Consider the following 24,740-nt stretch of genomic DNA (forward strand, 5'->3'; position numbering starts at 1 on the left):
TCTTTTCTTCTCCGGTTTTGCCGTACATCAAGGCAATTCCAGAATCATTTAATTAGCTAGCTAATTAAATGCCTGATTTCGAGAAAGACCCTTGCAAGGATTCGCCAAAACGAGCGTCCCAGAAACGCAAAAGCGCAGCTCGAAGGCTGCGCTCTTGGTGACGATCCGTTCGGCTCAGAACGGGATGTCGTCGTCGAAGCTGTCGTAGTCCGGAGCCGGTTGCGGCGCGGGCTGGGACTGCTGCTGGGGCGCAGGACGCTGGGCCTGCTGCGGACGCTGCTGCGGCTCGCGGGGAGCGCGCGGAGCGTCGTCACCACCGGCGCCGGGGCGGCCGCCCAGCAGCTGCATGTTGCCGTTGATATCGACCACGATTTCGGTGGTGTACTTGTCCTGGCCGTCCTGACCCTGCCACTTGCGGGTACGCAGGCTGCCTTCGACATAGATCTGCGAACCCTTGCGCACGTACTCGGCGACGATTTCCGCCAGGCGACCGAAGAACACCACGCGGTGCCACTCGGTACGCTCCTGCTGCTGGCCGGTCTGCTTGTCCTTCCAGCTCTCGCTGGTGGCGAGGGTGACGTTGGTCACCGCATTGCCGTTGGGCATGTAGCGGGTTTCCGGATCGCCACCGACGTTACCGACCAGAATGACTTTGTTAACCCCACGGGCCATGACGCTCTCCTAAAGGCTTCAGCACGTCGCCTGCTCGGCGCCGGCGAGGCGCTCGAGGGACGTGCGATCAACTTGTTGGGAATCCACTTTGACATAAGCGGCCGCTTCTTCAGCGACCACCATCACATCGCTCACACCGGGCAATGCCTTGAAACGCTCAGCCAACGAAGCATCGCGCAGCGCCTCATCGGACAGAGGCAGGCGAATACTCGTTACATAAGGCGGTTCACGCATGGTAACAGCAATCGCCAGCCAGATGGCAGCCAGCACGGCGCAGCCGATGAACACCCCGTCGAGCCCGCCATGCTGGTACATCCAGCCACCCAGGATGCCGCCCAGGGCAGCGCCGAGGAACTGGCTGGTGGAGTACACGCCCATCGCCGTGCCCTTGCCGCCGGCCGGCGACACCTTGCTCACCAGCGACGGCAGCGAGGCCTCCAGCAGGTTGAACGCGGTGAAGTAGACGATGATGCCGAACACCAGTTCCTTGAGGCTGTTGCCGAACTCCCAGAAGAACAGTTCGCAGAGCATCAGGGTCGCCACGGCGCCGGCCAGCACGCGTTTCATCTGACGCTTCTTCTCGGCGTAGATGATGAACGGGACCATGCCGAAGAAACCCACCAGCAGCGCGGTCAGGTAGACCCACCAGTGCTCTTCCTTGGGCAGCCCGGCGCGCTCCACCAGCGCCAGCGGCAGCGCGACGAAGCTGGCCATGAGGATGGCGTGCAGGACCAGGATGCCGGCATCCAGGCGCAGCAGTTCGCCGTTCCTCAAAGTGGGCAGCAGAGACTGCTTGGCCACGCTGGACTCTCGGTGCTGCATGCGGTGGTCCGGCGTTGGGACGAAAAACAGGATGATCAGCATGCCCACCAGGGCCATCCCGGCAGTGAACCAGAACAGGCCGTGCAGGCCGAACCAGTGAGTGAGCACAGGGCCGGCGACCATCGCCACGGCGAAGGAAACGCCGATGCTCATGCCGATCATGGCCATGGCCTTGGTGCGGTGCTGCTCGCGGGTAAGGTCGGACAGCATCGCCATCACCGCCGCGGAGATGGCCCCGGCGCCTTGCAGGACGCGGCCGGCGATGATGCCCCAGATGGAATCGGCGTTGGCCGCCAGCGCGGCGCCGGCGGCGAACACCAGCAGACCGACGATGATGATCGGCCGGCGGCCAATGCGGTCGGACAAGGTGCCCAGCGGAATCTGCAGGATGGCCTGGGTCAGGCCGTAGGCGCCGATGGCCAGGCCGATCAGCGCCGGGGTGGCGCCGGCCAGGTCCTGACCGTAGGTGGCGAGCACCGGCAGGACCATGAACATGCCGAGCATGCGGAACGCGAAGACCAGCGACAGGCCGGCGGCTGCGCGGGTTTCGGTGCCACTCATGCGCTCAGTGTGGGAATCGTGCATAGGCCCCTCATGGAAAGACGAAAAACGGGAATGCGCTGAATTGCCCCCGTGACGTCGCGTCATCCGGGCCTTGCAGAGCCGGTTGTCGCCAACGCCGAAAAATAGCCGCGCATTCTAGCAGTCCTGCGGTCCAACGACACGTACGCGCCACTTTGCCGCGTGCCGACCCCGCCCCGTATACTCATCTGTTTTCGCCCGCCAAGCGAGGCCGTAGTGGACAAGATCCTCATCCGTGGGGCACGTACCCACAACCTGAAGAACATCGACCTGACCCTGCCGCGCGACAAGCTGATCGTGATCACCGGCCTGTCCGGTTCCGGCAAGTCGTCCCTGGCCTTCGACACGCTCTATGCCGAGGGCCAGCGTCGCTATGTGGAATCCCTGTCGGCCTATGCCCGGCAGTTCCTCTCGATGATGGAAAAGCCCGACGTCGACACCATCGAAGGTCTGTCGCCGGCGATTTCCATCGAGCAGAAATCCACGTCCCACAACCCACGCTCCACCGTGGGCACCATCACCGAGATCTACGACTACCTGCGCCTGCTCTATGCCCGCGTGGGTATTCCGCGCTGTCCGGACCACGACATTCCGCTGGAGGCGCAGACCGTCAGCCAGATGGTCGACCAGGTGCTGGCGCTGCCCGAGGGCCGCAAGCTGATGCTGCTGGCCCCGGTGATCCGCGAGCGCAAGGGCGAGCACCTGGCGGTGTTCGACGAGATGCGTGCCCAGGGCTTCGTCCGCGCCCGCGTCGACGGCAAGCTCTACGAGCTGGATGAAGTGCCCAAGCTGGACAAGAAGCTCAAGCACTCCATCGATATCGTGGTGGATCGCTTCAAGGTGCGCGGCGACTTGCAGCAGCGCCTGGCGGAGTCCTTCGAAACGGCGATCAACCTGGCCGACGGCATTGCCCTGGTCGCACCGATGGACGATGAAGAAGGCGAAGAAATGATCTTCTCCGCCCGCTTCGCCTGCCCGATCTGCGGCCACTCCATCAGCGAGCTGGAGCCCAAGCTGTTCTCCTTCAACAACCCGGCCGGCGCCTGCCCGACCTGCGACGGCCTGGGCGTGAAGCAGTTCTTCGACGCGCGACGCGTGGTCAACGGCGAACTGACCCTGGCCGAAGGTGCCATCCGCGGCTGGGATCGGCGCAACGTCTACTACTTCCAGATGCTCGGCTCGCTGGCCGGGCACTTCGGCTTCAGCCTGGAAGAGCCCTTCGGCAATCTCGACCCGGATCACCAGAAGTTCATCCTCCACGGGTCGGGCCGCGAGAATGTCGAGTTCCGCTACCTCAACGACCGCGGCGATATCGTCAAGCGCGCACACCCCTTCGAGGGCATCCTGCCGAACCTGGAGCGCCGCTACCGCGAGACTGAATCGGCCACCGTGCGCGAGGAGCTGGCCAAGTTCCTCAGCACCCAGCCGTGCCCGGATTGCCATGGCACCCGCCTGCGTCGCGAGGCGCGCCACGTATGGGTAGGCGACAAGACCCTGCCGGCGATCACCGCGATGCCCGTGGGCACCGCCTGCGAGTATGCCGAGAGCCTGACCCTGACCGGCCGCCGTGGCGAGATTGCCTCGAAGATCCTCAAGGAGATCCGTGAGCGCCTGCAGTTCCTGGTCAACGTCGGCCTCGACTACCTGACCCTGGACCGCAGCGCCGACACCCTGTCAGGCGGCGAAGCCCAGCGTATCCGCCTGGCCAGCCAGATCGGCGCCGGCCTGGTGGGCGTCATGTACATCCTCGACGAACCCTCCATCGGCCTGCACCAACGCGATAACGAGCGCCTGCTCGGCACCCTCACCCACCTGCGCAACCTGGGCAATACGGTGATCGTGGTCGAGCATGACGAGGACGCCATCCGCCTCGCCGACTACGTCGTGGACATCGGCCCCGGCGCCGGCGTGCATGGCGGGCAGATCGTCGCCGAGGGCACGCCGCAGCAGGTCATGGACCATCCTGATTCGGTCACCGGCGCCTACCTGTCCGGCCGTACCAAGATCGTCGTGCCCGCCGAGCGCACCCCGCGCAACAAGAAGCAATTGCTGAAGCTCAAGGGCGCGCGCGGCAATAACCTGCAGAACGTCAACCTGGAAATCCCGGTCGGCCTGTTCACCTGCATCACCGGCGTCTCGGGTTCAGGCAAGTCGACGCTGATCAACAACACCCTGTTCCCGATCACTGCCACCGCGCTGAACGGTGCCACCACGCTGGAAGTTGCGCCTTACGACTCGTTCGACGGCCTGCAGCATCTGGACAAGGTGGTGGACATCGACCAGAGCCCGATCGGCCGCACGCCGCGCTCCAACCCGGCGACCTACACCGGGCTGTTCACGCCGATCCGCGAGCTGTTCGCCGGCGTGCCGGAAGCCCGCTCGCGCGGCTACGGGCCGGGGCGTTTCTCGTTCAACGTGAAAGGCGGCCGCTGCGAGGCCTGCCAGGGCGACGGTGTGATCAAGGTGGAAATGCACTTCCTGCCGGACATCTACGTCCCCTGCGACGTCTGCAAGGGCAAGCGCTACAACCGCGAGACGCTGGAAGTCCGCTACAAGGGCAAGAGCATCACCGAGGTGCTGGACATGACCATCGAAGACGCTCGCGCGTTCTTCGACGCCGTGCCGGCCATCGCCCGCAAGTTGCAGACGCTGATGGATGTTGGCCTGTCGTACATCAAGCTGGGCCAGAGCGCGACCACACTATCCGGCGGCGAGGCACAGCGGGTGAAGCTGTCCCGCGAACTGTCCAAGCGCGATACCGGCAAGACGCTGTACATCCTCGACGAACCAACCACCGGCCTGCACTTCGCGGATATCCAGCAACTGCTCGACGTACTCCATCGCCTGCGCGACCACGGCAATACCGTGGTGGTGATCGAGCATAACCTGGACGTGATCAAGACCGCCGACTGGCTGGTCGACCTCGGCCCGGAGGGCGGTTCCAAGGGTGGCCAGATCATCGCCACCGGGACGCCGGAGCAGGTCGCGGAGCTGGCGGTGTCGCACACAGGGCACTTCCTCAAGCCGCTGCTGGAGCGCGATCGGGCCTGATCCGCACCGGCATGAAAAAGCCCCTGCTGCCGAACGGCGCAGGGGCTTTTTATTGCGCCCTTGGAGAAGCAGGTCTCGCCCGCGGCAGGCGCGAGAGCGCGCCTGAATCAGAGCTGCGACTGCAGGTAATTCTCCAGGCCCATCTTCTGGATCAGCCCCAGTTGCTGCTCCAGCCAGTAGGCGTGGTCTTCCTCGGTATCGGTCAGTTGCACACGGAGGATGTCGCGGGTGACGAAATCCTTGTGCTTTTCGCACAGGGCGATGCCCTTGGCCAGCGCGGCGCGGACGTGACGCTCCAGCTTGAGGTCGGCCTCCAGCATCTCCGGCACGGTCTTGCCCGGATGGATGTCGTCCGGACGCATGCGCGGGGTGCCTTCGAGCAGCAGAATACGGCGTAGCAGGGCGTCTGCGTGCTGGGTTTCCTCTTCCATCTCGTGGTTGAGACGCTCGTAGAGCTTGGTGAAGCCCCAGTCCTCGTACATGCGCGAGTGGATGAAGTACTGGTCGCGAGCGGCCAGCTCACCGGTCAGCAGCGTGTTGAGATAATCGATAACCTCGGCGTGGCCTTGCATCAGCCTTCTCCCTGGGATGTGACAGCGAATTAAACGGCGCTATGGTCGCGACTGGCCATGACCGAGGTCAAGCACCGGAAACGCAGCCGCCCTCCGAGGAGGGCGGCTGGTAGTGCGCTTTGAGCTTAGGCGAGCTGCAAGCCCAGGGCCTTGGCGACGCCCTCGCCGTAGGCCGGATCGATGTTGAAGAACAGCGCGAGCTGACGGCGCTGGATAGCCTCCGGCACACCCGCCATGTCACCGGCAATGTTCTCGTACAGACGCTGCCGCTGGGCATCATCGAACAGGCGGAACAGCGCGGCCGGCTGGCTGTAATAGTCGTCGTCCACGCGGTGGTTCCAGTGATCCGCACTGCCTTCCAGGGTCAGCGGCGGCTCGGAATAGTCCGGCTGCTCCTGCCACTGGTTGAAGCTGTTCGGCTCGTAGGTGACGGTCATGTCGCCATTGTTGCTGTCCACCCGCATGGCGCCGTCGCGGTGGTAGATGCGCGGATTGTTGCGCGCGGCGTTCACCGGGATCTGGTGGTGGTTCACGCCCAGGCGGTAGCGGTGCGCATCGCCGTAAGAGAACAGGCGCCCCTGGAGCATCCGATCCGGCGAGAAGCCGATGCCGGGGACAATGTTCGCCGGGCTGAAGGCCGACTGCTCGACTTCCGCGAAGTAGTTGGCCGGATTGCGGTTGAGCTCGAAATAGCCCACCTCGATCAGCGGATAGTCACCGTGCGGCCAGACCTTGGTCAGGTCGAACGGGTTGTAGCGGTAGGTCGCCGCTTCCTTCTCCGGCATTACCTGCACGTACATCTTCCAGCGTGGGAAATCGCCGCGCTCGATGGCGTCGTACAGGTCCCGTTGCGAACTCTCGCGATCAGCGCCGACCAGCTTGGCGGCTTCCTCATTGCTCAGGTTCTCGATGCCCTGCTGGGTCTTGAAGTGGAACTTCACCCAGAAGCGCTCGTTGCTGGAGTTGATGAAACTGAAGGTGTGACTGCCGAAGCCGTGGACGTGACGGTAGCTGCGCGGCAGTCCGCGGTCGCTGAAGTCGATGGTCAGCTGGTGCAGCGCTTCGGGCAGGTGCGAGAAGAAGTCCCACTTCATCGTGGCGTTGCGCAGATTGGTACGCGGGTCACGCTTCACCACGTGGTTCAAGTCGGGGAATTTCAGCGGGTCGCGGAAGTAGAAGACCGGGGTGTTGTTACCCACCAGGTCCCAGTTGCCTTCCTCGGTGTAGAACTTCAGGGCGAAGCCGCGGATATCACGCTCGGCATCCGCCGCGCCGCGCTCACCGGCGACAGTGGAGAAACGCAGGAACAGCGGGGTCTGCTTGCCGACCTGGGAGAACAGCTTGGCGCGGCTGAAACGGGTGATGTCATGGGTGACGGTAAAAGTGCCGTAGGCGGCAGAGCCCTTGGCGTGCATGCGGCGCTCAGGAATCACTTCGCGGTCAAAGTGCGCGAGCTTCTCCAGGAACCAGACATCCTGCAGCAGCATCGGGCCCCGCAGGCCGGCGGTCTGGACGTTCTGGTTATCAGCGACCGGCGCTCCGGCAGCAGTCGTCAGGCGGGTGTTGTCACTCATCGTTACTCTCCTCAACGGCGGGGTGTTGGAAATCCGACATTCACCCAAGCGGTGGGTGGATCCAACATCCCAATCGGACAATTAAGCGCTTCCTTCAGCTTTGCGGCAGTTGATCCAGCTCACCTAGCAGTAGAAGTCGACGCCGTTAAGGATCGGTGACAAAGGGATGGATCAGCCAATTTATTGATTTGAGCTGATCGATAGAGAAAACTTTTCAACAGGTGATAAAAAACCGGGCACAGGGCCCGGTTTCTTATCAAGGCGTGAGCCTTACTCTGCAGCTTCTACTGCTTGGCCGCCAACAGCGCGGTCAATCAGTTCGACGTATGCCATGGGGGCATTGTCGCCGGCACGGAAGCCGCACTTCAGGATGCGCAGGTAGCCGCCCGGACGGTTGGCGTAGCGCTTGCCCAGTTCGTTGAACAGCTTGCCTACGGCTTCTTTCGAACGGGTACGGTCGAAAGCGAGACGACGGTTGGCAACGCTATCCACTTTAGCCAGGGTGATCAGCGGCTCGGCAACGCGACGCAGTTCCTTGGCCTTGGGCAGGGTGGTTTTGATCAGTTCGTGTTCGAAGAGCGACACAGCCATGTTCTGGAACATAGCCTTGCGGTGCGCGCTGGTGCGGCTCAGGTGACGACCACTTTTACGATGGCGCATGGTTCAATTCCTTTCCAAACTTTACGTTCGGTAGCTACGACGATCAGGCAGTAGCCTTGTCGTCTTTCTTGAGACTTGCCGGCGGCCAGTTGTCGAGGCGCATACCGAGGGACAGACCGCGAGAGGCCAGAACGTCCTTGATTTCGGTCAGGGACTTCTTGCCCAGGTTCGGCGTTTTGAGCAGCTCTACTTCGGTGCGCTGAATCAGGTCACCGATGTAGTAGATGTTCTCTGCCTTCAGGCAGTTGGCCGAACGGACGGTCAGCTCAAGGTCATCGACCGGACGCAGCAGGATCGGATCGATCTCGTCTTCCTGCTCTTCAACGACGGGTTCGCTATCGCCTTTGAGGTCCACGAACGCTGCCAGCTGCTGTTGCAGGATGGTAGCGGCGCGACGGATAGCCTCTTCAGGGTCCAGGGTGCCGTTGGTTTCCAGATCAAGGACCAGCTTGTCCAGGTTGGTACGCTGTTCGACACGGGCGTTCTCGACCACGTAGGCAACACGACGTACGGGGCTGAACGAAGCGTCGAGCTGAAGACGGCCAATGCTGCGGCTTTCGTCTTCATCGCTCGAACGGGCATCAGCCGGCTCGTAGCCACGGCCACGAGCGACTTTCAGCTTCATGTTCAGCGCGCCGTTATCGGCCAGGTGGGCGATAACATGGTCACCGTTGACGATCTCGACATCATGATCCAGCTGAATATCGGCAGCGGTCACCACACCCGAGCCCTTTTTCGCCAGGGTCAGCGTCACTTCGTCACGGCCGTGCAGCTTGATGGCCAGGCCTTTCAGGTTGAGCAGGATCTCGATGACGTCTTCCTGCACACCTTCGATGGCGGAGTACTCGTGGAGTACGCCGTCGATCTCGGCCTCGACTACTGCACAGCCAGGCATGGAGGACAACAGGATGCGACGCAGCGCGTTGCCCAGGGTATGGCCGAAACCACGCTCGAGAGGCTCGAGAGTGATCTTGGCGCGGGTTTGGCTGACCACCTGCACATCGATGTGGCGGGGGGTCAGGAACTCATTTACCGAACTCTGCATGGATGCACCTATTTTCTAGCCCTTACTTGGAGTAGAGCTCGACAATCAGGTTTTCGTTGATGTCGGCGGACAGATCGGCACGAGCCGGGACACTTTTGAAGGTGCCAGCTTTCTTGTCGGTGTCCACTTCGACCCACTCAACGCGACCGCGCTGGGCGCACAGGTCCAGAGCTTGGGCGATACGCAGCTGGTTCTTCGATTTCTCGCGAACAGCAACCACATCACCAGCTTTGACCTGGTAGGACGGTACGTTTACGGTCTGACCGTTGACGCTGATGGTCTTGTGGGACACCAGCTGGCGGGATTCGGAACGAGTGGAACCGAAGCCCATACGGTAGACGACGTTGTCCAGGCGGCACTCAAGCAGCTGCAGCAGGTTTTCACCTGTGGAGCCCTTGCGACGGGACGCTTCCTGATAGTAGCCACGGAATTGACGCTCGAGGACGCCGTAGATACGACGGACTTTTTGCTTCTCGCGCAGCTGCAGACCGTAGTCGGACAGACGACCACGGCGCTGGCCGTGCTGACCGGGAACTTGTTCTGCCTTGCATTTCGAGTCGAGGGCACGAACGCCGCTCTTCAGGAAAAGATCAGTGCCTTCGCGGCGGGACAGTTTGCACTTGGGACCAATGTAACGAGCCATTTCTCACTGTCTCCTATTACACGCGACGCTTTTTCGGCGGACGGCAGCCGTTATGCGGGATCGGGGTTACGTCGGTGATGCTGGCGATCTTGTAACCGCAGGCATTCAGCGCACGAACAGCCGACTCGCGGCCCGGGCCCGGGCCTTTGACGTTGACGTCAAGGTTCTTCAGACCGTATTCCAGAGCAGCCTGGCCGGCACGCTCGGCCGCTACCTGGGCAGCGAACGGGGTGCTCTTACGCGAGCCACGGAAGCCCGAACCACCAGAGGTGGCCCAGGACAGCGCGTTGCCCTGACGATCAGTGATGGTAACGATGGTGTTGTTGAAGGACGCGTGGATGTGCGCGATCCCGTCGACCACCGTCTTTTTGACTTTCTTGCGAGGACGAGCAGCAGGTTTTGCCATGACTAGATTCCTAAGCGATTACTTGCGGATCGGCTTACGCGGGCCCTTACGGGTGCGCGCGTTGGTCTTGGTGCGCTGACCGCGAACCGGCAGACCACGACGATGACGCAGACCGCGGTAGCAACCGAGGTCCATCAGACGCTTGATGTTCATGTTGATTTCGCGGCGCAGGTCACCTTCGGTGGTCAGCTTGGCCACCTCGGTACGCAGCGAATCAATCTGCTCTTCGCTCAGGTCCTTGATCTTTGCAGCCGGGCTGATGCCGGTGGCTGCACAGATGCTCTGTGCGGTAGTGCGACCAACACCATAGATGTAGGTCAGCGAGATAACAGTGTGCTTGTTATCCGGAATGTTTACGCCTGCAATACGGGCCATTCAGAAAAACTCCAATTGACAGCTACCCGGCGCCCAGGGAGCCAAGAAAGGGCGCGGATATTAGCGCTGTAAAAACAAATAATCAACCCGGCAGCACACTAGCTGCCGGGTTATAACGCGTGATTCACACTCAGCCTTGGCGCTGCTTGTGACGCGGCTCCGCGCTGCAGATCACACGAACGACGCCTTCGCGACGGACGATCTTGCAGTTACGGCACAGCTTCTTAACCGATGCACGAACTTTCATCAGTGACTCCTCGAACCTTACGGATCAGCGCAGCAGACCGCTGCCATAGCCCTTCAGGTTGGCTTTCTTCATGAGGGATTCGTACTGGTGAGAAACGAGGTGCGATTGTACTTGAGCCATAAAGTCCATCACAACCACGACCACGATCAGCAACGAGGTCCCGCCAAGGTAGAACGGTACGTGGGCAGCTACGACCAGGAACTGGGGCAGCAGGCACACAGCCGTCATGTACAGGGCACCGAACATGGTCAAACGGGTCAGCACGCCATCGATGTAGCGAGCAGACTGTTCACCCGGACGAATACCCGGAATAAATGCACCGGACTTCTTGAGGTTTTCCGCCACGTCCTTCGGGTTGAACATCAGCGCTGTATAGAAGAAGCAGAAGAAAACGATCCCTGCACTAAACAGCAGAATGTTCAGCGGCTGACCAGGCGCGATCGCTTGCGCGACGTCCTGCAGCCAACCCAGGCCTTCCGACTGACCGAACCAGGCACCCAGGGATGCAGGGAACAGCAGGATGCTGCTGGCGAAAATCGCAGGGATGACACCCGCCATGTTCACTTTCAGCGGCAGATGGCTCGTTTGAGCGGCAAACACCTTGCGACCTTGCTGGCGCTTGGCGTAATGCACGGCGATACGACGCTGACCACGCTCGATGAACACCACGAACGCGATGATGGCCACGGCCAGCAGGCCGATGGCGATCAGGGCGAAGATGTTGATGTCACCTTGACGCGCAGACTCGAAGGACTGGCCGATTGCTCGGGGCAGGCCTGCGACGATACCGGAGAAGATCAACATGGAGATGCCGTTACCGACACCCCGCTCGGTGATCTGCTCACCCAGCCACATCATGAACAGTGCACCCGCCACGAAGGTGGTGACCGACACGAAGTAGAAGCCGAAGTCGTTGGAGAAGGCCACACCCTGGCTACCCAGGCCAATGGACATGCCAATGGCCTGGACGAGTGCCAGGGCGAGAGTTGCGTAGCGGGTGTACTGGCTGATCTTGCGACGCCCAGACTCACCCTCTTTCTTCAACTGCTCCAGCTGCGGGCTGATAGCGGTCATGAGCTGCATGATGATCGATGCCGAGATGTACGGCATGATCCCCAGTGCAAAGATACTCATGCGCTCCAGCGCGCCGCCGGAAAACATGTTGAAGAGGCTAAGAATGGTCCCCTCGTTCTGCCGGAACAGTGCCGCCAAGCGATCAGGGTTGATGCCCGGAACTGGGATATGCGCGCCGATCCGATAGACGATGATCGCCAGGAACAGGAAACGCAGACGTGCCCAGAGCTCGGACAAACCACCACCGTTGCTCAGCGCAGAGAGAGCACCTTGCTTAGCCATTTAGTCCTCGATTTTGCCGCCAGCTGCTTCGATAGCCGCACGAGCGCCCTTGGTGGCGCCGATGCCTTTCAGGGTGACTGCGCGAGCAACTTCGCCCGACAGCATGACTTTCACACGCTGTACGTTCTGGTTAATCACGTTGGCATCCTTCAGGGACTGCACGGTTACGACATCACCTTCGACCTTGGCCAGCTCGGAAGTGCGCACTTCTGCGCGATCCATGGCTTTCAGCGAGTTGAAGCCGAACTTCGGCAGACGACGGTGCAGCGGCTGCTGACCACCCTCGAAGCCCGGAGCAATGGAGCCACCGGAGCGGGAGGTTTGACCTTTGTGACCACGGCCACCGGTCTTGCCCAGACCGCTACCGATGCCACGGCCCGGACGGTGCTTTTCGCGACGGGCACCCGGCGCGGAACGCAGATCGTTCAGTTGCATGGATTAACCCTCCACACGCAGCAGGTAGTAAGCCTTGTTAATCATGCCGCGGTTTTCAGGAGTGTCCTGAACTTCGACAGTGTGATTAATGCGACGCAGGCCGAGGCCTTTGACGCAAGCCTTGTGATTGGCCAGACGGCCGTTCAGGCTCTTGATCAGGGTAACTTTGACAGTTGCCATGGTTAGAGAATCTCCTCGACGCTCTTGCCACGCTTGGCCGCTACCGACTCAGGGGACTGCATGTTCTTCAGGCCCTTGAAGGTTGCGTAGACCACGTTCACCGGGTTGGTGGAGCCGTAGCACTTCGCCAGAACGTTCTGCACACCGGCCACTTCCAGGACAGCACGCATGGCGCCGCCGGCGATGATGCCGGTACCTTCGGAAGCCGGCTGCATGTACACCTTGGAGGCGCCATGGGCGGACTTGGTCGGGTACTGCAGGGTGGTGCCGTTCAGATCAACCTGGATCATGTTACGGCGAGCAGCTTCCATTGCCTTCTGGATAGCGGCCGGCACTTCACGCGCCTTGCCACGACCGAAGCCAACACGGCCCTTGCCATCGCCAACCACGGTCAGCGCGGTGAAGGCGAAGATACGGCCACCTTTTACGGTTTTGGCGACGCGGTTCACTTGAACCAGCTTCTCGATGTAGCCTTCGTCGCGCTTTTGATCGTTGTTTGCCATAACTTAGAACTCCAGACCGCCTTCACGAGCGGCATCAGCCAGGGCCTTGATACGACCGTGGTACTTGAAGCCAGAACGGTCGAACGCCACCTGAGTGACGCCGGCAGCCTTGGCGCGTTCCGCGACCAGTTGACCAACTTTCTTGGCTGCGTCGACGTTGCCAGTGGCAGCTTCGCGCAGTTCTTTGTCCAGGGTCGAGGCGCTGGCCAGGACCTTGCCACCATCGGCTGCAATGACCTGGGCGTAGATGTGCTGGGAAGAGCGATACACGCAGAGGCGTACGGCTTCCAGTTCGCGCATCTTCAGGCGAGCCTTGCGAGCGCGGCGCAGACGGGTTTCTTTCTTGACGCTCATTTGCTATGCCCTACTTCTTCTTGGCTTCTTTACGAAGGACGACTTCGTCGGCGTAACGCACGCCCTTGCCTTTGTACGGCTCCGGCGGACGGAAGTCGCGGATTTCCGCGGCAACCTGACCAACCAGCTGCTTGTCGATACCCTTGATCAGGATGTCGGTCTGGCTGGGGGTTTCCGCGACGATGCCGGCAGGCAGTTCGTAATCAACCGGGTGGGAGAAGCCGAGAGCCAGGGACAGCACTTGGCCTTTGGCCTGCGCCTTGTAACCAACACCAACCAGCTGGAGCTTGCGCTCGAAGCCCTGGCTGACGCCGATTACCATGTTGTTGACCAGAGCGCGGGTGGTACCGGCCATGGCACGGGTCTGCTGGTCGCCGTTACGCGCAGCGAAACGCAGCTCACCGTTGTCCTGAATGACTTCGACGGACGGATGTACTTTCAGCTCGAGAGCGCCTTTGGCACCCTTGATCGAAAGTTCCTGACCAGCCAGCTTGATTTCAACGCCGGCAGGCAGAATGACGGGGTTCTTAGCAACGCGAGACATGCTGATTCCCCTTAGAACACAGTGCAGAGCACTTCGCCACCGACGCCAGCGGCACGGGCAGCACGATCAGTCATCACACCTTTGTTGGTGGAGACGATCGAAACACCCAAACCGCCGCGAACTTTCGGCAGCTGGTCTACGGATTTGTACTGGCGCAGGCCAGGACGGCTGATTCGCTTCACTTCCTCGATGACAGGCTTGCCTTCGAAGTACTTCAGCTCGATCGACAGCAGAGGCTTGGCCTCGGCAGTGACTTGGAAATCCGCAATGTAACCTTCGTCCTTGAGGACTTTGGCGACTGCCGCTTTCAGCTTGGAAGACGGCATGCTCACGACGGTCTTCTCAGCCATCTGGGCATTACGGATGCGAGTTAGCATGTCTGCTAACGGGTCCTGCATACTCATGGGCTTAATGCTCCTGATACAAAAGATAAGCCTTCAACTTCATAACTCGCCCTCAAAACGCCGGACGAACTAAAACCCGGACTCGGGGGAGCCGGGTATTCTAGAGATCGCTTAAAAACGAATCAAGCCCCACGAGGGGGCTTGGTTCGCAAAGCGATCAACGGAGCCGTCGCCGACTCCGTCTAGCACTTACCAGCTGGCTTTCACCAGGCCCGGTACGTCACCGCGCATTGCTGCTTCACGCAGCTTGTTACGGCTCAGGCCGAACTTGCGGTAGTAACCGTGCGGACGACCGGTCAGGCGGCAACGGTTACGCAGGCGGCTGGCGCTCGCGTCACGCGGTTGCTTCTGCAGGGCGACCTGGGCATTCCAACGATCTTCTGCGGAAGTGCTCGGATTAGCGATGATCGCTTTCAGCTCGGCACGCTTTTTGGCGTACTTGGCTACCGTTTGCTGACGCTTCAGCTCACGGTTCTTCATGCTCTCTTTAGCCATGGTCCTACTCCAATCAGTTGCGGAACGGGAATTTGAAGGCGCGCAGCAGGGCACGACCTTCATCATCCGAACGCGCGGTGGTGGTCAGAGTGATATCCATACCGCGGAGGGCATCGATCTTGTCGTAATCGATTTCCGGGAAGATGATCTGCTCTTTGACGCCCATGCTGTAGTTGCCACGGCCGTCGAAGGACTTGGCGTTCAGACCGCGGAAGTCACGAACGCGCGGCAGGGAGATCGACAGCAGACGGTCCAGGAACTCGTACATGCGATCGCCACGCAGGGTGACTTTCACGCCGATCGGCCAGCCTTCACGAATCTTGAAGCCAGCGATGGACTTACGAGCGTAAGTCACGACCGGCTTCTGACCCGCGATCTTTTCCAGATCAGCTACGGCGCTCTCGATGACTTTCTTGTCGCCGACAGCTTCGCCAAGACCCATGTTCAGGGTGATTTTGGTAACGCGCGGAACTTCCATCACGTTCGCCAGCTGAAGCTCTTGCTTCAGCTTGGGAGCGATTTCCTTCCGATAAATTTCTTTCAATCGTGCCATGGTGATCTACCTAGCTCCCTCAAGCCTGAACCGGTTTCTGGGTCGACTTGAAGACACGAATCTTCTTACCGTCTTCGACTTTGAAACCAACGCGGTCAGCCTTGTTGGTTTCAGCGTTGAAGATGGCGACGTTGGAGACGTGCAGAGGCGCCTCCTTCTCGACGATCCCGCCTTGCTGGTTGAGCATGGGGTTGGGCTTGGTGTGGCGCTTGACCAGGTTCACACCACCAACGACCAGACGGTCGTCAGCCAGAACTTTGATCACTTTGCCACGCTTGCCCTTGTCCTTGCCGGCAATGACGATGATTTCGTCGTCACGACGAATTTTTTGCATGACGGCTACTCCTTACAGCACTTCAGGGGCAAGGGAGACGATCTTCATGAACTTCTCGGTACGAAGTTCACGAGTCACCGGCCCGAAGATACGGGTGCCGATCGGCTCCTGCTTGTTGTTCAGCAGGACGGCGGCGTTGCCGTCGAAGCGAATGATGGAACCGTCGGTACGACGTACGCCGTGCTTGGTGCGAACGACCACGGCAGTCATTACCTGGCCCTTCTTCACCTTGCCACGCGGAATTGCTTCCTTGACGGTGACCTTGATGATGTCGCCAATGCCGGCGTAACGGCGGTGGGAACCGCCGAGCACCTTGATGCACATTACGCGACGCGCGCCGCTGTTATCAGCGACTTCGAGCATGGATTGAGTCTGAATCATCTTCTATCTCCGACCCTTAGACTTCAACCGCGCGCTCGACGATATCAACCAGGGTCCAGGCCTTGGTCTTGGCCAGCGGACGGGTCTCGCGAATGGTGACCAGGTCACCAATGCGGCACTGATTGGTTTCGTCGTGTGCGTGCAGTTTGGTCGAACGCTTCACGTATTTGCCGTAGATCGGGTGCTTAACGCGGCGCTCGATCAGTACGGTGACGGTCTTGTCCATCTTGTCGCTGACGACGCGGCCAGTCAGCGTGCGGACGGTTTTCTGAGCTTCAGCCATGATTACTTACCTGCTTGCTGGTTGAGCACAGTTTTCACGCGAGCGATGTCGCGCTTAACCTGCGAGAGCAGGTGAGACTGCCCCAACTGGCCAGTTGCTTTCTGCATGCGCAGATTGAACTGGTCGCGCAGCAGGCCGAGCAGTTGCTCGTTCAGCTGCTCAACGGATTTTTCACGAAGTTCATTCGCTTTCATCACATCACCGTCCGCTTAACAAAGGAGGTGGCGAGCGGCAGCTTTGCAGCAGCCAGGGCGAATGCCTCACGCGCCAGCTCTTCGGATACACCCTCGATCTCGTACAGGACCTTGCCCGGTTGAATCTGGGCCACCCAGTACTCGACGCCGCCCTTACCTTTACCCATACGTACTTCCAGGGGCTTCTTGGTAACCGGCTTGTCGGGGAATACACGGATCCAGATCTTGCCGCCACGTTTTACGTGACGGGTCAGCGCACGACGCGCGGACTCGATCTGACGTGCAGTGAGACGGCCACGGCTGGTTGCCTTGAGGGCGAACTCGCCGAAGCTGACTTTGGAACCGCGATGAGCCAGGCCACGGTTGTGACCGGTCATTTGCTTGCGGAACTTCGTACGCTTGGGTTGCAGCATTTGCGTACTCCTTACTTAGCAGCTTTTTTACGAGGAGCGGGCGCTACAGGCTTCAGCTCTTCCTGGCGGCCACCAATGACCTCGCCCTTGAAGATCCAAACCTTCACACCGATCACACCGTAGGTGGTGTGCGCTTCGTAGGTTGCATAGTCGATGTCGGCACGCAGGGTGTGCAGGGGCACACGACCTTCGCGATACCATTCGGTACGAGCGATTTCAGCGCCGCCCAGACGACCGCTTACCTGGATCTTGATGCCTTTGGCACCAATGCGCATGGCGTTCTGTACAGCGCGCTTCATGGCGCGACGGAACATAACGCGACGCTCCAGCTGCTGAGCTACGCTTTGCGCAACCAGCATACCGTCGAGTTCCGGCTTGCGGATCTCTTCGATGTTGATGTGCACGGGCACACCCATTTGCTTGGTCAGGTCCTGACGCAGCTTCTCAACATCTTCACCTTTCTTGCCGATCACGATGCCGGGACGAGCGGTGTGGATGGTGATACGTGCAGTCTGAGCCGGGCGATGGATATCGATACGGCTTACGGACGCGCTTTTTAGTTTGTCTTGGAGATACTCACGTACCTTCAGGTCGGCGAACAGATAATCGGCGTAAGTGCGCTTATCTGCGTACCAAACGGAGGTGTGCTCCTTGACGATACCCAGGCGGATGCCATTGGGATGTACTTTCTGACCCATCTGATCGACTCCGTTACTTGTCCGCAACCTTGACAGTGATATGGCAAGACCGCTTGACGATGCGATCAGCACGGCCTTTGGCACGCGGCATGATGCGCTTGAGCGAACGACCTTCGTTGACGAAGACGGTGGAGACTTTGAGATCGTCTACATCGGCGCCTTCGTTGTGCTCGGCGTTGGCAACGGCCGACTCCAGCACTTTCTTCATGATCTCGGCGGCTTTCTTGTTGCTGAAAGCCAGGAGGTTGAGCGCGTCGCCCACCTTCTTCCCGCGGATCTGGTCGGCGACCAAGCGGGCTTTCTGGGCGGAGATACGAGCGCCCGAGAGCTTAGCGGCTACTTCCATCTTCCTTACCCCTTAACGCTTGGCTTTCTTGTCCGCAGCGTGCCCACGATAAGTGCGGGTAGCAGCGAACTCGCCGAGTTTGTGACCGACCATGTCTTCGTTGACCAGAACCGGCACGTGTTGACGGCCGTTGTGGACAGCGATGGTCAGACCAACCATGTGCGGCATGATCATAGAACGGCGCGACCAGGTCTTGATCGGCTTGCGGTCGTTCTTTTCTACCGCCACTTCGATCTTCTTCAGCAGGTGAAGATCGATAAAAGGACCTTTTTTCAGAGAACGTGGCACTGTCGTATCCCTCTATTTACTTGCGGCGACGGACGATCATGTTGTCGGTACGCTTGTTCGCGCGAGTCTTCTTACCCTTGGTCTGAAGACCCCACGGCGATACCGGATGACGACCAGCAGAGGTACGACCTTCACCACCACCATGCGGGTGGTCGACCGGGTTCATGGCAACACCACGAACGGTCGGGCGAACGCCACGCCAGCGCTTGGCACCAGCTTTACCCAGCGAACGCAGGCTGTGCTCGGAGTTCGAGACTTCACCCAGGGTCGCACGGCAGTCAGCCAGGACTTTGCGCATCTCACCGGAACGCAGACGTACGGTTACGTATGCACCTTCACGGGCAACCAGCTGAGCCGAAGCGCCAGCGGAGCGAGCGATCTGAGCGCCTTTGCCAGGCTTCAGTTCGATACCGTGGATGGTGCTACCCACCGGGATGTTGCGCAGCGGCATGTTGTTGCCGGCCTTGATCGGAGCGCCGATACCGGAGATCAGTTGATCGCCAGCCACCACGCCTTTGGGGGCGATGATGTAACGACGCTCGCCGTCCGCGTATTTCAGCAGAGCGATGTGAGCAGTACGGTTCGGATCGTATTCGACGCGTTCAACGATGGCAGGAATGCCATCCTTGTTGCGACGGAAGTCGACCAGACGATAGTGCTGCTTGTGGCCACCACCGATATGACGGGTGGTGATACGACCGTTGTTGTTACGGCCGCCCGACTTGGACTTCTTCTCGAGCAGGGGAGCGAACGGAGCACCTTTGTGCAGGTCCTGGTTCACTACCTTGACGACGAAACGACGACCAGCGGAAGTCGGTTTGCATTTAACGATTGCCATGATGCACCCCTTTACTCAGCGCCAGCTGCGAAATCGAGATCCTGGCCCGGCTGGAGAGCGATGTACGCTTTTTTCCAGTCGTTACGCTTGCCCAGGCCGCGAACGGTACGCTTGGTCTTGCCCTGAACATTCAGGGTGGTGACGCGACGCACTTTCACGCCGAACAGGCTTTCTACGGCCTTCTTGATTTCCAGCTTGGTTGCATCAGTGGCAACCTTGAAAACGAATTGGCTGTTGCCGTCCGCCAGGCCAGTGGCCTTCTCGGAGATATGCGGGCCCAGCAGCACTTTGAATACGCGTTCCTGGTTCATGCCAGCAGCTCCTCGAACTTCTTCACGGCGGACACGGTGACGAGCACCTTGTCGTAGGCGATGAGGCTGACCGGATCGGAAGCCTGGACGTCACGTACATCGACGTGGGCCAGGTTGCGAGCTGCCAGGTACAGGTTCTCATCGACGCCTTCGGTGACGATCAGTACATCTTTCAGGCCCAGGCCTTCCAGCTTGCTGACCAGACCCTTGGTCTTCGGTGCATCGACAGCGAAGTCGGCAACGACAACCAGACGATCCAGACGAACCAGCTCGGAGAGGATGGAGCGCAGTGCTGCGCGGTACATCTTCTTGTTGAGCTTCTGGGAGTGATCCTGGGGCTTGGCTGCGAAGGTCGCGCCGCCGCCACGCCAGATGGGGCTACGGATGGTGCCAGCACGAGCACGACCGGTGCCCTTCTGACGCCACGGCTTCTTGCCACCACCGGAGACTTCGGAACGAGTCTTCTGAGCCTTGGTGCCCTGACGGCCGCCAGCCATGTAGGCGACGACTGCCTGGTGAACCAGGGTCTCGTTGAATTCGCTGCCAAAGGTACGCTCGGAAACCTCGATCGCCTGAGCGCCATTTACATTCAGTTGCATCTCAGCTTCCTCTCTTAACCGCGAGCCTTGGCTGCCGGACGCACCAGCACATCACCACCGGTAGCACCGGGAACGGCACCTTTGACCAGCAGCAGATTGCGCTCTGCATCGACACGTACGACTTCCAGGGATTGAACGGTTACACGCTCAGCACCCAGGTGGCCGGACATTTTCTTGCCCTTGAACACTCGACCAGGAGTCTGGCACTGGCCGATGGAACCCGGGACGCGGTGGGAAACGGAGTTACCGTGGGTGTTATCTTGGCCACGGAAGTTCCAGCGCTTGATGGTACCGGCGAAGCCTTTACCCTTGGACTCGCCAGTAACGTCTACCAGCTGACCGGCCTGGAACAGGTCGACAGAGATGGAATCGCCTGCCTTGAACTCCTCTTCACCCAGACGGAATTCCCACACGCCGCGACCGGCGGCGACATTCGCCTTGGCAAAGTGACCGGCTTGCGCCTTGGTCACGCGAGAAGCACGGCGCTCACCAGCAGTTACCTGCACGGCGCGATAGCCATCGCTTTCTTCGTTTTTGAACTGGGTGACGCGATTCGGCTCGACTTCAATGACCGTAACCGGAATAGAGACACCATCTTCGGTGAAGATGCGGGTCATGCCGCACTTACGACCGACAACACCAATTGTCATCTTTAGAACCTCTTTAGTGTACGGGGCTTTCACCCGCTATGGCCGCCCATTTCAGAGCGTTACACGACCAATGCCGAAGGCATTAGCCGAGGCTGATCTGTACTTCGACGCCAGCAGCAAGGTCGAGCTTCATCAGCGCGTCGACGGTTTTGTCGGTCGGCTGAACGATGTCGAGAACACGCTTGTGGGTACGAATTTCGTACTGGTCACGAGCGTCCTTGTTGACGTGCGGGGAAATCAGCACGGTGTAACGTTCCTTGCGGGTCGGCAGAGGAATCGGACCACGCACCTGAGCGCCAGTACGTTTCGCGGTTTCCACGATTTCCTGGGTAGATTGGTCGATCAGGCGATGGTCAAAAGCCTTCAACCGAATACGGATTTGTTGATTTTGCATTTGACCTCAGACTCCAAGTTGCCATTCCCAACGGACGGACTCCGCCCGTTAAAAGGAGGCGCAATTGTACGGATGCGCCTGGGGGGTGTCAATATTTAACCAACTCAACGAAAAAGGGACCCCGAGGGGTCCCTTTTTCTGGAGCGGATCAGCGATTACTCGATGATCTTGGCAACCACGCCGGCGCCAACGGTACGGCCGCCTTCGCGAATCGCGAAGCGCAGGCCATCTTCCATGGCGATCGGAGCGATCAGGGTGACAACCATTTTCACGTTGTCGCCCGGCATTACCATCTCAACGCCTTCCGGCAGTTCGCAGTTGCCGGTTACGTCAGTGGTACGGAAGTAGAACTGCGGACGGTAGCCTTTGAAGAACGGGGTGTGACGACCACCTTCTTCCTTGGACAGCACGTACACTTCGCACTCGAACTTGGTGTGCGGCTTGATGGTGCCCGGCTTGGCCAGAACCTGGCCACGCTCTACGTCTTCACGCTTGGTGCCACGCAGCAGAACGCCGACGTTCTCACCAGCACGACCTTCGTCGAGCAGCTTGCGGAACATTTCAACGCCGGTGCAAGTAGTCTTGGTGGTCGCCTTGATGCCGACGATTTCCACTTCTTCCTGGATCTTGACGATGCCACGCTCAACACGGCCGGTTACCACGGTGCCGCGACCGGAGATCGAGAACACGTCTTCGATCGGCATCAGGAACGGCTTGTCGATGGCACGCTCGGGCTCGGGGATGTACGAGTCCAGGGTTTCTACCAGCTTGCGCACGGCGGAAACGCCCATCTCGTTGTCGTCCTGGCCGTTCAGGGCCATCAGAGCGGAACCGATCACGATCGGGGTGTCGTCGCCCGGGAAGTCGTAGGTGTTCAGCAGATCGCGAACTTCCATTTCGACCAGTTCCAGCAGCTCGGCGTCGTCAACCATGTCGGCCTTGTTCAGGAACACGACGATGTAGGGAACGCCTACCTGACGGGACAGCAGGATGTGCTCGCGGGTCTGCGGCATGGGGCCGTCAGCAGCCGAGCAAACCAGGATCGCGCCGTCCATCTGGGCAGCACCGGTGATCATGTTCTTCACGTAGTCGGCGTGGCCCGGGCAGTCTACGTGAGCGTAGTGGCGTACCGGCGAGTCGTATTCAACGTGAGAGGTGTTGATGGTGATACCACGAGCCTTCTCTTCCGGCGCGTTGTCGATCTGGTCGAAAGCGCGAGCGGAGCCACCCCAGGTCTCGGAGCAGACCTTGGTCAGAGCAGCGGTCAGAGTGGTTTTGCCGTGGTCAACGTGACCGATGGTGCCGACGTTGACGTGCGGTTTGTTACGTTCAAATTTTTCTTTAGCCACGAGAGTAACCTCTTACTAAAAGAGCTGAATCAAGCTTGTTTTTTGGCCAGAGCCTCGACGACGTTCGCCGGAGCTTCAGCATACTTGGAGAATTCCATGGAGTAGCTAGCGCGACCCTGGGACATGGAACGCACGTCGGTTGCATAACCGAACATCTCGCCCAGCGGAACCTCGGCACGGATAACCTTACCGGAAACCGAGTCTTCCATCCCCTGAATCAGACCACGACGACGGTTCAGGTCACCCATCACGTCACCCATGTAGTCCTCAGGAGTCACCACTTCCACCTTCATGATCGGCTCCAGAACCTTGCCGCCGCCCTTCTGGGCCAGCTGCTTGGTCGCCATGGAAGCGGCGATCTTGAACGCCATCTCGTTGGAGTCGACGTCGTGGTAGGAACCATCGAAGACGGTCGCCTTCAGGCCGATCAGCGGATAGCCGGCAACAACGCCGTTCTTCATCTGCTCTTCGATGCCCTTCTGGATGGCCGGAATGTATTCCTTCGGAACCACACCGCCCACGACTTCGTTGGTGAAGACCAGGCCTTCAGTGATGTTGCCCTTCTCGTCCACGTCGGGAGCGGAGAAGCGGATCCAGCAGTGACCGAACTGGCCACGGCCGCCGGACTGACGAACGAACTTGCCTTCGATCTCGATGTTGTCCTTCGAGATGGTTTCGCGGTACGAAACCTGCGGCTTGCCGATGTTCGCCTCAACGCCGAATTCACGCTTCATGCGGTCGACGAGGATGTCCAGGTGCAGCTCACCCATACCGGAGATGATGGTCTGGCCGGTTTCTTCGTCGGTCTTGACGCGGAACGACGGGTCTTCCTGAGCCAGCTTGCCGAGGGCAATGCCCATCTTCTCCTGGTCAGCCTTGGTCTTCGGCTCAACAGCTACCGAGATCACAGGCTCCGGGAAGTCCATACGCTCGAGGATGATCGGCTTCTCGATATCGCACAGGGTGTCACCAGTGGTGACGTCCTTCATGCCAATCAGAGCAGCGATGTCACCAGCGCGTACTTCTTTGATCTCGTCACGCTGGTTCGCGTGCATCTGCACCATACGACCAACGCGCTCTTTCTTGCCTTTCACGGAGTTGATAACCGAGTTACCAGACTCCAGAACGCCCGAGTAGACACGAACGAAGGTCAGAGTACCTACGAACGGGTCAGTGGCGATCTTGAATGCCAGAGCCGAGAACGGAGCATTGTCGTCCGCCGGACGCTCGTCTTTCGGAGCGTCGTCGCCTTCGTCAATGTGGTCCGGGTGGATACCCTGGATAGCAGGGATCTCGGTCGGAGCAGGCAGGAAGTCGATCACGGCGTCGAGAACCAGGGGCACACCCTTGTTCTTGAACGAGGAGCCGCAGACAGCCGGTACGATTTCGCAGGCGATAGTACGCAGACGCAGGCCAGCCTTGATCTCTTCGATCGACAGCTCACCCTCTTCCAGGTACTTGTTCATCAGCTCTTCGTTGGCTTCGGCAGCAGCCTCGACCATGTTGTTGCGCCACTCATTGGCCAGCTCGACCATATCGGCGGGAATTTCTTCCTCGCGATAGGAAGTGCCCTTGTCGTCTTCGTTCCAGTAGATGGCCTTCATCTTCAGCAGGTCAACCTGACCCTGGAAGTCATCTTCTGCACCGATGGCCAGCTGAACCGGAACCGGGGTGTGACCCAGGCGGTTCTTGATCTGACCGACGACGCGCAGGAAGTTGGCGCCGGCGCGGTCCATCTTGTTCACGTAAACGATACGCGGAACGCCGTACTTATTGGCTTGACGCCATACGGTTTCGGACTGCGGCTCAACGCCGGAGGTGCCGCAGAACACAACGACAGCGCCGTCCAGTACGCGCAGGGAGCGCTCAACCTCAATGGTGAAGTCTACGTGGCCGGGGGTATCGATGACGTTTACGCGGTACTTGTCGTACTGACCACGCGAACCTTCCCAGAAGGTGGTGATTGCAGCGGAAGTGATGGTAATACCACGCTCCTGCTCCTGCACCATCCAGTCGGTAGTGGCAGCGCCGTCATGCACCTCACCCATTTTGTGGCTGAGGCCTGTGTAGAACAGGATCCGCTCGGTGGTGGTGGTCTTGCCCGCGTCAACGTGAGCACAGATACCAATGTTCCGGTAGCGGTTGATTGCTGTGTTACGAGCCATAAAGCCCTCGCAGAAGTAGTGTTG

At 59.8% G+C, this 24,740-nt stretch carries 35 protein-coding genes; 1 reads left to right on the forward strand and 34 read right to left on the reverse strand.

Features of this window, described 5'->3' with window-relative positions; translation table 11 throughout:
* Positions 1 to 174: 174 nt before the first annotated feature.
* Both ssb and MJ122_RS18305 read right to left on the reverse strand, forming a co-directional pair.
* A complete protein-coding gene (ssb, locus tag MJ122_RS18300; protein ID WP_017521888.1) occupies positions 175 to 672 on the reverse strand; it encodes a single-stranded DNA-binding protein in 498 nt (165 codons plus the stop codon).
* A gap of 18 nt (positions 673 to 690) precedes the next feature.
* Positions 691 to 2,079 (reverse strand): MFS transporter, encoded by a 1,389-nt coding sequence (locus MJ122_RS18305; protein WP_239745226.1) that lies wholly within the window; start codon positions 2,077 to 2,079, stop codon positions 691 to 693.
* A gap of 213 nt (positions 2,080 to 2,292) precedes the next feature.
* On the opposite strand from MJ122_RS18305, the gene uvrA reads away from it, so the two are divergent.
* A complete protein-coding gene (gene uvrA / locus MJ122_RS18310; protein ID WP_088421633.1) occupies positions 2,293 to 5,127 on the forward strand; it encodes an excinuclease ABC subunit UvrA in 2,835 nt (944 codons plus the stop codon).
* Between the two features lie 107 nt (positions 5,128 to 5,234).
* Here the strand turns inward: uvrA and bfr are convergent, their stop codons facing one another.
* The 32 genes from bfr to fusA form a co-directional block, all read right to left on the reverse strand.
* Positions 5,235 to 5,699: a bacterioferritin gene (gene bfr / locus MJ122_RS18315; RefSeq protein WP_017521891.1), complete on the reverse strand. Its 465-nt coding sequence runs from the start codon at positions 5,697 to 5,699 to the stop codon at positions 5,235 to 5,237.
* 125 nt (positions 5,700 to 5,824) lie between these two features.
* On the reverse strand, positions 5,825 to 7,273 hold the full coding sequence (gene katA / locus MJ122_RS18320; protein WP_239745256.1) for a catalase KatA: 1,449 nt from the start codon (positions 7,271 to 7,273) through the stop codon (positions 5,825 to 5,827).
* A gap of 270 nt (positions 7,274 to 7,543) precedes the next feature.
* A complete protein-coding gene (rplQ, locus tag MJ122_RS18325; RefSeq protein ID WP_015475338.1) occupies positions 7,544 to 7,933 on the reverse strand; it encodes a 50S ribosomal protein L17 in 390 nt (129 codons plus the stop codon).
* A gap of 43 nt (positions 7,934 to 7,976) precedes the next feature.
* Positions 7,977 to 8,978, reverse strand: a complete 1,002-nt coding sequence (rpoA, locus tag MJ122_RS18330) for a DNA-directed RNA polymerase subunit alpha (RefSeq protein ID WP_009617182.1) — start codon at positions 8,976 to 8,978, stop codon at positions 7,977 to 7,979.
* 22 nt (positions 8,979 to 9,000) lie between these two features.
* On the reverse strand, positions 9,001 to 9,621 hold the full coding sequence (gene rpsD, locus MJ122_RS18335; protein ID WP_017521893.1) for a 30S ribosomal protein S4: 621 nt from the start codon (positions 9,619 to 9,621) through the stop codon (positions 9,001 to 9,003).
* A gap of 16 nt (positions 9,622 to 9,637) precedes the next feature.
* Positions 9,638 to 10,027 (reverse strand): 30S ribosomal protein S11, encoded by a 390-nt coding sequence (gene rpsK, locus MJ122_RS18340; protein ID WP_003093689.1) that lies wholly within the window; start codon positions 10,025 to 10,027, stop codon positions 9,638 to 9,640.
* A gap of 18 nt (positions 10,028 to 10,045) precedes the next feature.
* Positions 10,046 to 10,402 (reverse strand): 30S ribosomal protein S13, encoded by a 357-nt coding sequence (gene rpsM, locus MJ122_RS18345; protein ID WP_017521894.1) that lies wholly within the window; start codon positions 10,400 to 10,402, stop codon positions 10,046 to 10,048.
* A 130-nt stretch (positions 10,403 to 10,532) separates the two neighbouring features.
* The gene (rpmJ, locus tag MJ122_RS18350) at positions 10,533 to 10,649 is read right to left on the reverse strand and encodes a 50S ribosomal protein L36 (protein WP_014854209.1); all 117 of its coding nucleotides are present in this window, start codon (positions 10,647 to 10,649) and stop codon (positions 10,533 to 10,535) included.
* Between the two features lie 24 nt (positions 10,650 to 10,673).
* On the reverse strand, positions 10,674 to 12,005 hold the full coding sequence (secY, locus tag MJ122_RS18355; protein WP_017521895.1) for a preprotein translocase subunit SecY: 1,332 nt from the start codon (positions 12,003 to 12,005) through the stop codon (positions 10,674 to 10,676).
* Positions 12,006 to 12,440: a 50S ribosomal protein L15 gene (gene rplO, locus MJ122_RS18360; protein WP_088421636.1), complete on the reverse strand. Its 435-nt coding sequence runs from the start codon at positions 12,438 to 12,440 to the stop codon at positions 12,006 to 12,008.
* 3 nt (positions 12,441 to 12,443) lie between these two features.
* Entirely contained in the window at positions 12,444 to 12,620 is a 177-nt protein-coding gene (gene rpmD, locus MJ122_RS18365) for a 50S ribosomal protein L30 (RefSeq protein ID WP_009617174.1), read from the reverse strand.
* 2 nt (positions 12,621 to 12,622) lie between these two features.
* Complete coding sequence (rpsE, locus tag MJ122_RS18370; protein WP_009617173.1) at positions 12,623 to 13,123, reverse strand: 30S ribosomal protein S5; 501 nt, start codon at positions 13,121 to 13,123, stop codon at positions 12,623 to 12,625.
* A gap of 3 nt (positions 13,124 to 13,126) precedes the next feature.
* On the reverse strand, positions 13,127 to 13,477 hold the full coding sequence (gene rplR, locus MJ122_RS18375; RefSeq protein ID WP_017521897.1) for a 50S ribosomal protein L18: 351 nt from the start codon (positions 13,475 to 13,477) through the stop codon (positions 13,127 to 13,129).
* A gap of 10 nt (positions 13,478 to 13,487) precedes the next feature.
* Positions 13,488 to 14,021 (reverse strand): 50S ribosomal protein L6, encoded by a 534-nt coding sequence (gene rplF / locus MJ122_RS18380; protein WP_015475332.1) that lies wholly within the window; start codon positions 14,019 to 14,021, stop codon positions 13,488 to 13,490.
* An 11-nt stretch (positions 14,022 to 14,032) separates the two neighbouring features.
* Positions 14,033 to 14,425 (reverse strand): 30S ribosomal protein S8, encoded by a 393-nt coding sequence (gene rpsH, locus MJ122_RS18385; RefSeq protein ID WP_015475331.1) that lies wholly within the window; start codon positions 14,423 to 14,425, stop codon positions 14,033 to 14,035.
* Positions 14,426 to 14,614: 189 nt separating this feature from the next.
* A complete protein-coding gene (rpsN, locus tag MJ122_RS18390; protein WP_045215313.1) occupies positions 14,615 to 14,920 on the reverse strand; it encodes a 30S ribosomal protein S14 in 306 nt (101 codons plus the stop codon).
* Between the two features lie 13 nt (positions 14,921 to 14,933).
* Positions 14,934 to 15,473, reverse strand: coding sequence for a 50S ribosomal protein L5 (rplE, locus tag MJ122_RS18395; protein ID WP_017521899.1), 540 nt, complete (start codon positions 15,471 to 15,473; stop codon positions 14,934 to 14,936).
* 19 nt (positions 15,474 to 15,492) lie between these two features.
* Positions 15,493 to 15,807, reverse strand: a complete 315-nt coding sequence (gene rplX, locus MJ122_RS18400; RefSeq protein ID WP_017521900.1) for a 50S ribosomal protein L24 — start codon at positions 15,805 to 15,807, stop codon at positions 15,493 to 15,495.
* A gap of 12 nt (positions 15,808 to 15,819) precedes the next feature.
* Positions 15,820 to 16,188, reverse strand: a complete 369-nt coding sequence (rplN, locus tag MJ122_RS18405) for a 50S ribosomal protein L14 (RefSeq protein ID WP_017521901.1) — start codon at positions 16,186 to 16,188, stop codon at positions 15,820 to 15,822.
* A gap of 16 nt (positions 16,189 to 16,204) precedes the next feature.
* Positions 16,205 to 16,471: a 30S ribosomal protein S17 gene (gene rpsQ / locus MJ122_RS18410; protein ID WP_009617165.1), complete on the reverse strand. Its 267-nt coding sequence runs from the start codon at positions 16,469 to 16,471 to the stop codon at positions 16,205 to 16,207.
* 2 nt (positions 16,472 to 16,473) lie between these two features.
* A complete protein-coding gene (gene rpmC, locus MJ122_RS18415; protein WP_003093720.1) occupies positions 16,474 to 16,665 on the reverse strand; it encodes a 50S ribosomal protein L29 in 192 nt (63 codons plus the stop codon).
* Positions 16,665 to 17,078: a 50S ribosomal protein L16 gene (rplP, locus tag MJ122_RS18420; RefSeq protein ID WP_009617163.1), complete on the reverse strand. Its 414-nt coding sequence runs from the start codon at positions 17,076 to 17,078 to the stop codon at positions 16,665 to 16,667. The genes rpmC and rplP overlap by 1 nt, the downstream gene beginning before the upstream one ends.
* Positions 17,079 to 17,089: 11 nt before the next feature.
* Positions 17,090 to 17,776, reverse strand: a complete 687-nt coding sequence (gene rpsC / locus MJ122_RS18425; RefSeq protein ID WP_015475326.1) for a 30S ribosomal protein S3 — start codon at positions 17,774 to 17,776, stop codon at positions 17,090 to 17,092.
* A 13-nt stretch (positions 17,777 to 17,789) separates the two neighbouring features.
* Positions 17,790 to 18,122: a 50S ribosomal protein L22 gene (gene rplV, locus MJ122_RS18430; protein ID WP_015475325.1), complete on the reverse strand. Its 333-nt coding sequence runs from the start codon at positions 18,120 to 18,122 to the stop codon at positions 17,790 to 17,792.
* Positions 18,123 to 18,134: 12 nt separating this feature from the next.
* On the reverse strand, positions 18,135 to 18,410 hold the full coding sequence (rpsS, locus tag MJ122_RS18435; protein WP_017521902.1) for a 30S ribosomal protein S19: 276 nt from the start codon (positions 18,408 to 18,410) through the stop codon (positions 18,135 to 18,137).
* Between the two features lie 16 nt (positions 18,411 to 18,426).
* On the reverse strand, positions 18,427 to 19,248 hold the full coding sequence (rplB, locus tag MJ122_RS18440; protein WP_024767388.1) for a 50S ribosomal protein L2: 822 nt from the start codon (positions 19,246 to 19,248) through the stop codon (positions 18,427 to 18,429).
* A gap of 11 nt (positions 19,249 to 19,259) precedes the next feature.
* On the reverse strand, positions 19,260 to 19,559 hold the full coding sequence (gene rplW, locus MJ122_RS18445; RefSeq protein ID WP_015475322.1) for a 50S ribosomal protein L23: 300 nt from the start codon (positions 19,557 to 19,559) through the stop codon (positions 19,260 to 19,262).
* A complete protein-coding gene (gene rplD / locus MJ122_RS18450) occupies positions 19,556 to 20,158 on the reverse strand; it encodes a 50S ribosomal protein L4 (protein WP_017521904.1) in 603 nt (200 codons plus the stop codon). Before rplD ends, rplW begins: the two co-directional genes overlap by 4 nt.
* A gap of 14 nt (positions 20,159 to 20,172) precedes the next feature.
* A complete protein-coding gene (gene rplC, locus MJ122_RS18455; protein ID WP_017521905.1) occupies positions 20,173 to 20,808 on the reverse strand; it encodes a 50S ribosomal protein L3 in 636 nt (211 codons plus the stop codon).
* 82 nt (positions 20,809 to 20,890) lie between these two features.
* A complete protein-coding gene (gene rpsJ / locus MJ122_RS18460; RefSeq protein WP_003243886.1) occupies positions 20,891 to 21,202 on the reverse strand; it encodes a 30S ribosomal protein S10 in 312 nt (103 codons plus the stop codon).
* A gap of 155 nt (positions 21,203 to 21,357) precedes the next feature.
* A complete protein-coding gene (gene tuf / locus MJ122_RS18465) occupies positions 21,358 to 22,551 on the reverse strand; it encodes an elongation factor Tu (protein WP_054910987.1) in 1,194 nt (397 codons plus the stop codon).
* 29 nt (positions 22,552 to 22,580) lie between these two features.
* A complete protein-coding gene (gene fusA / locus MJ122_RS18470; RefSeq protein WP_088421638.1) occupies positions 22,581 to 24,716 on the reverse strand; it encodes an elongation factor G in 2,136 nt (711 codons plus the stop codon).
* Between the last annotated feature and the right edge of the window lie 24 nt (positions 24,717 to 24,740).

The sequence above is a fragment of the Pseudomonas sp. DP-17 genome (assembly GCF_022380625.1).
GTDB lineage: Bacteria > Pseudomonadota > Gammaproteobacteria > Pseudomonadales > Pseudomonadaceae > Pseudomonas > Pseudomonas nitroreducens_A.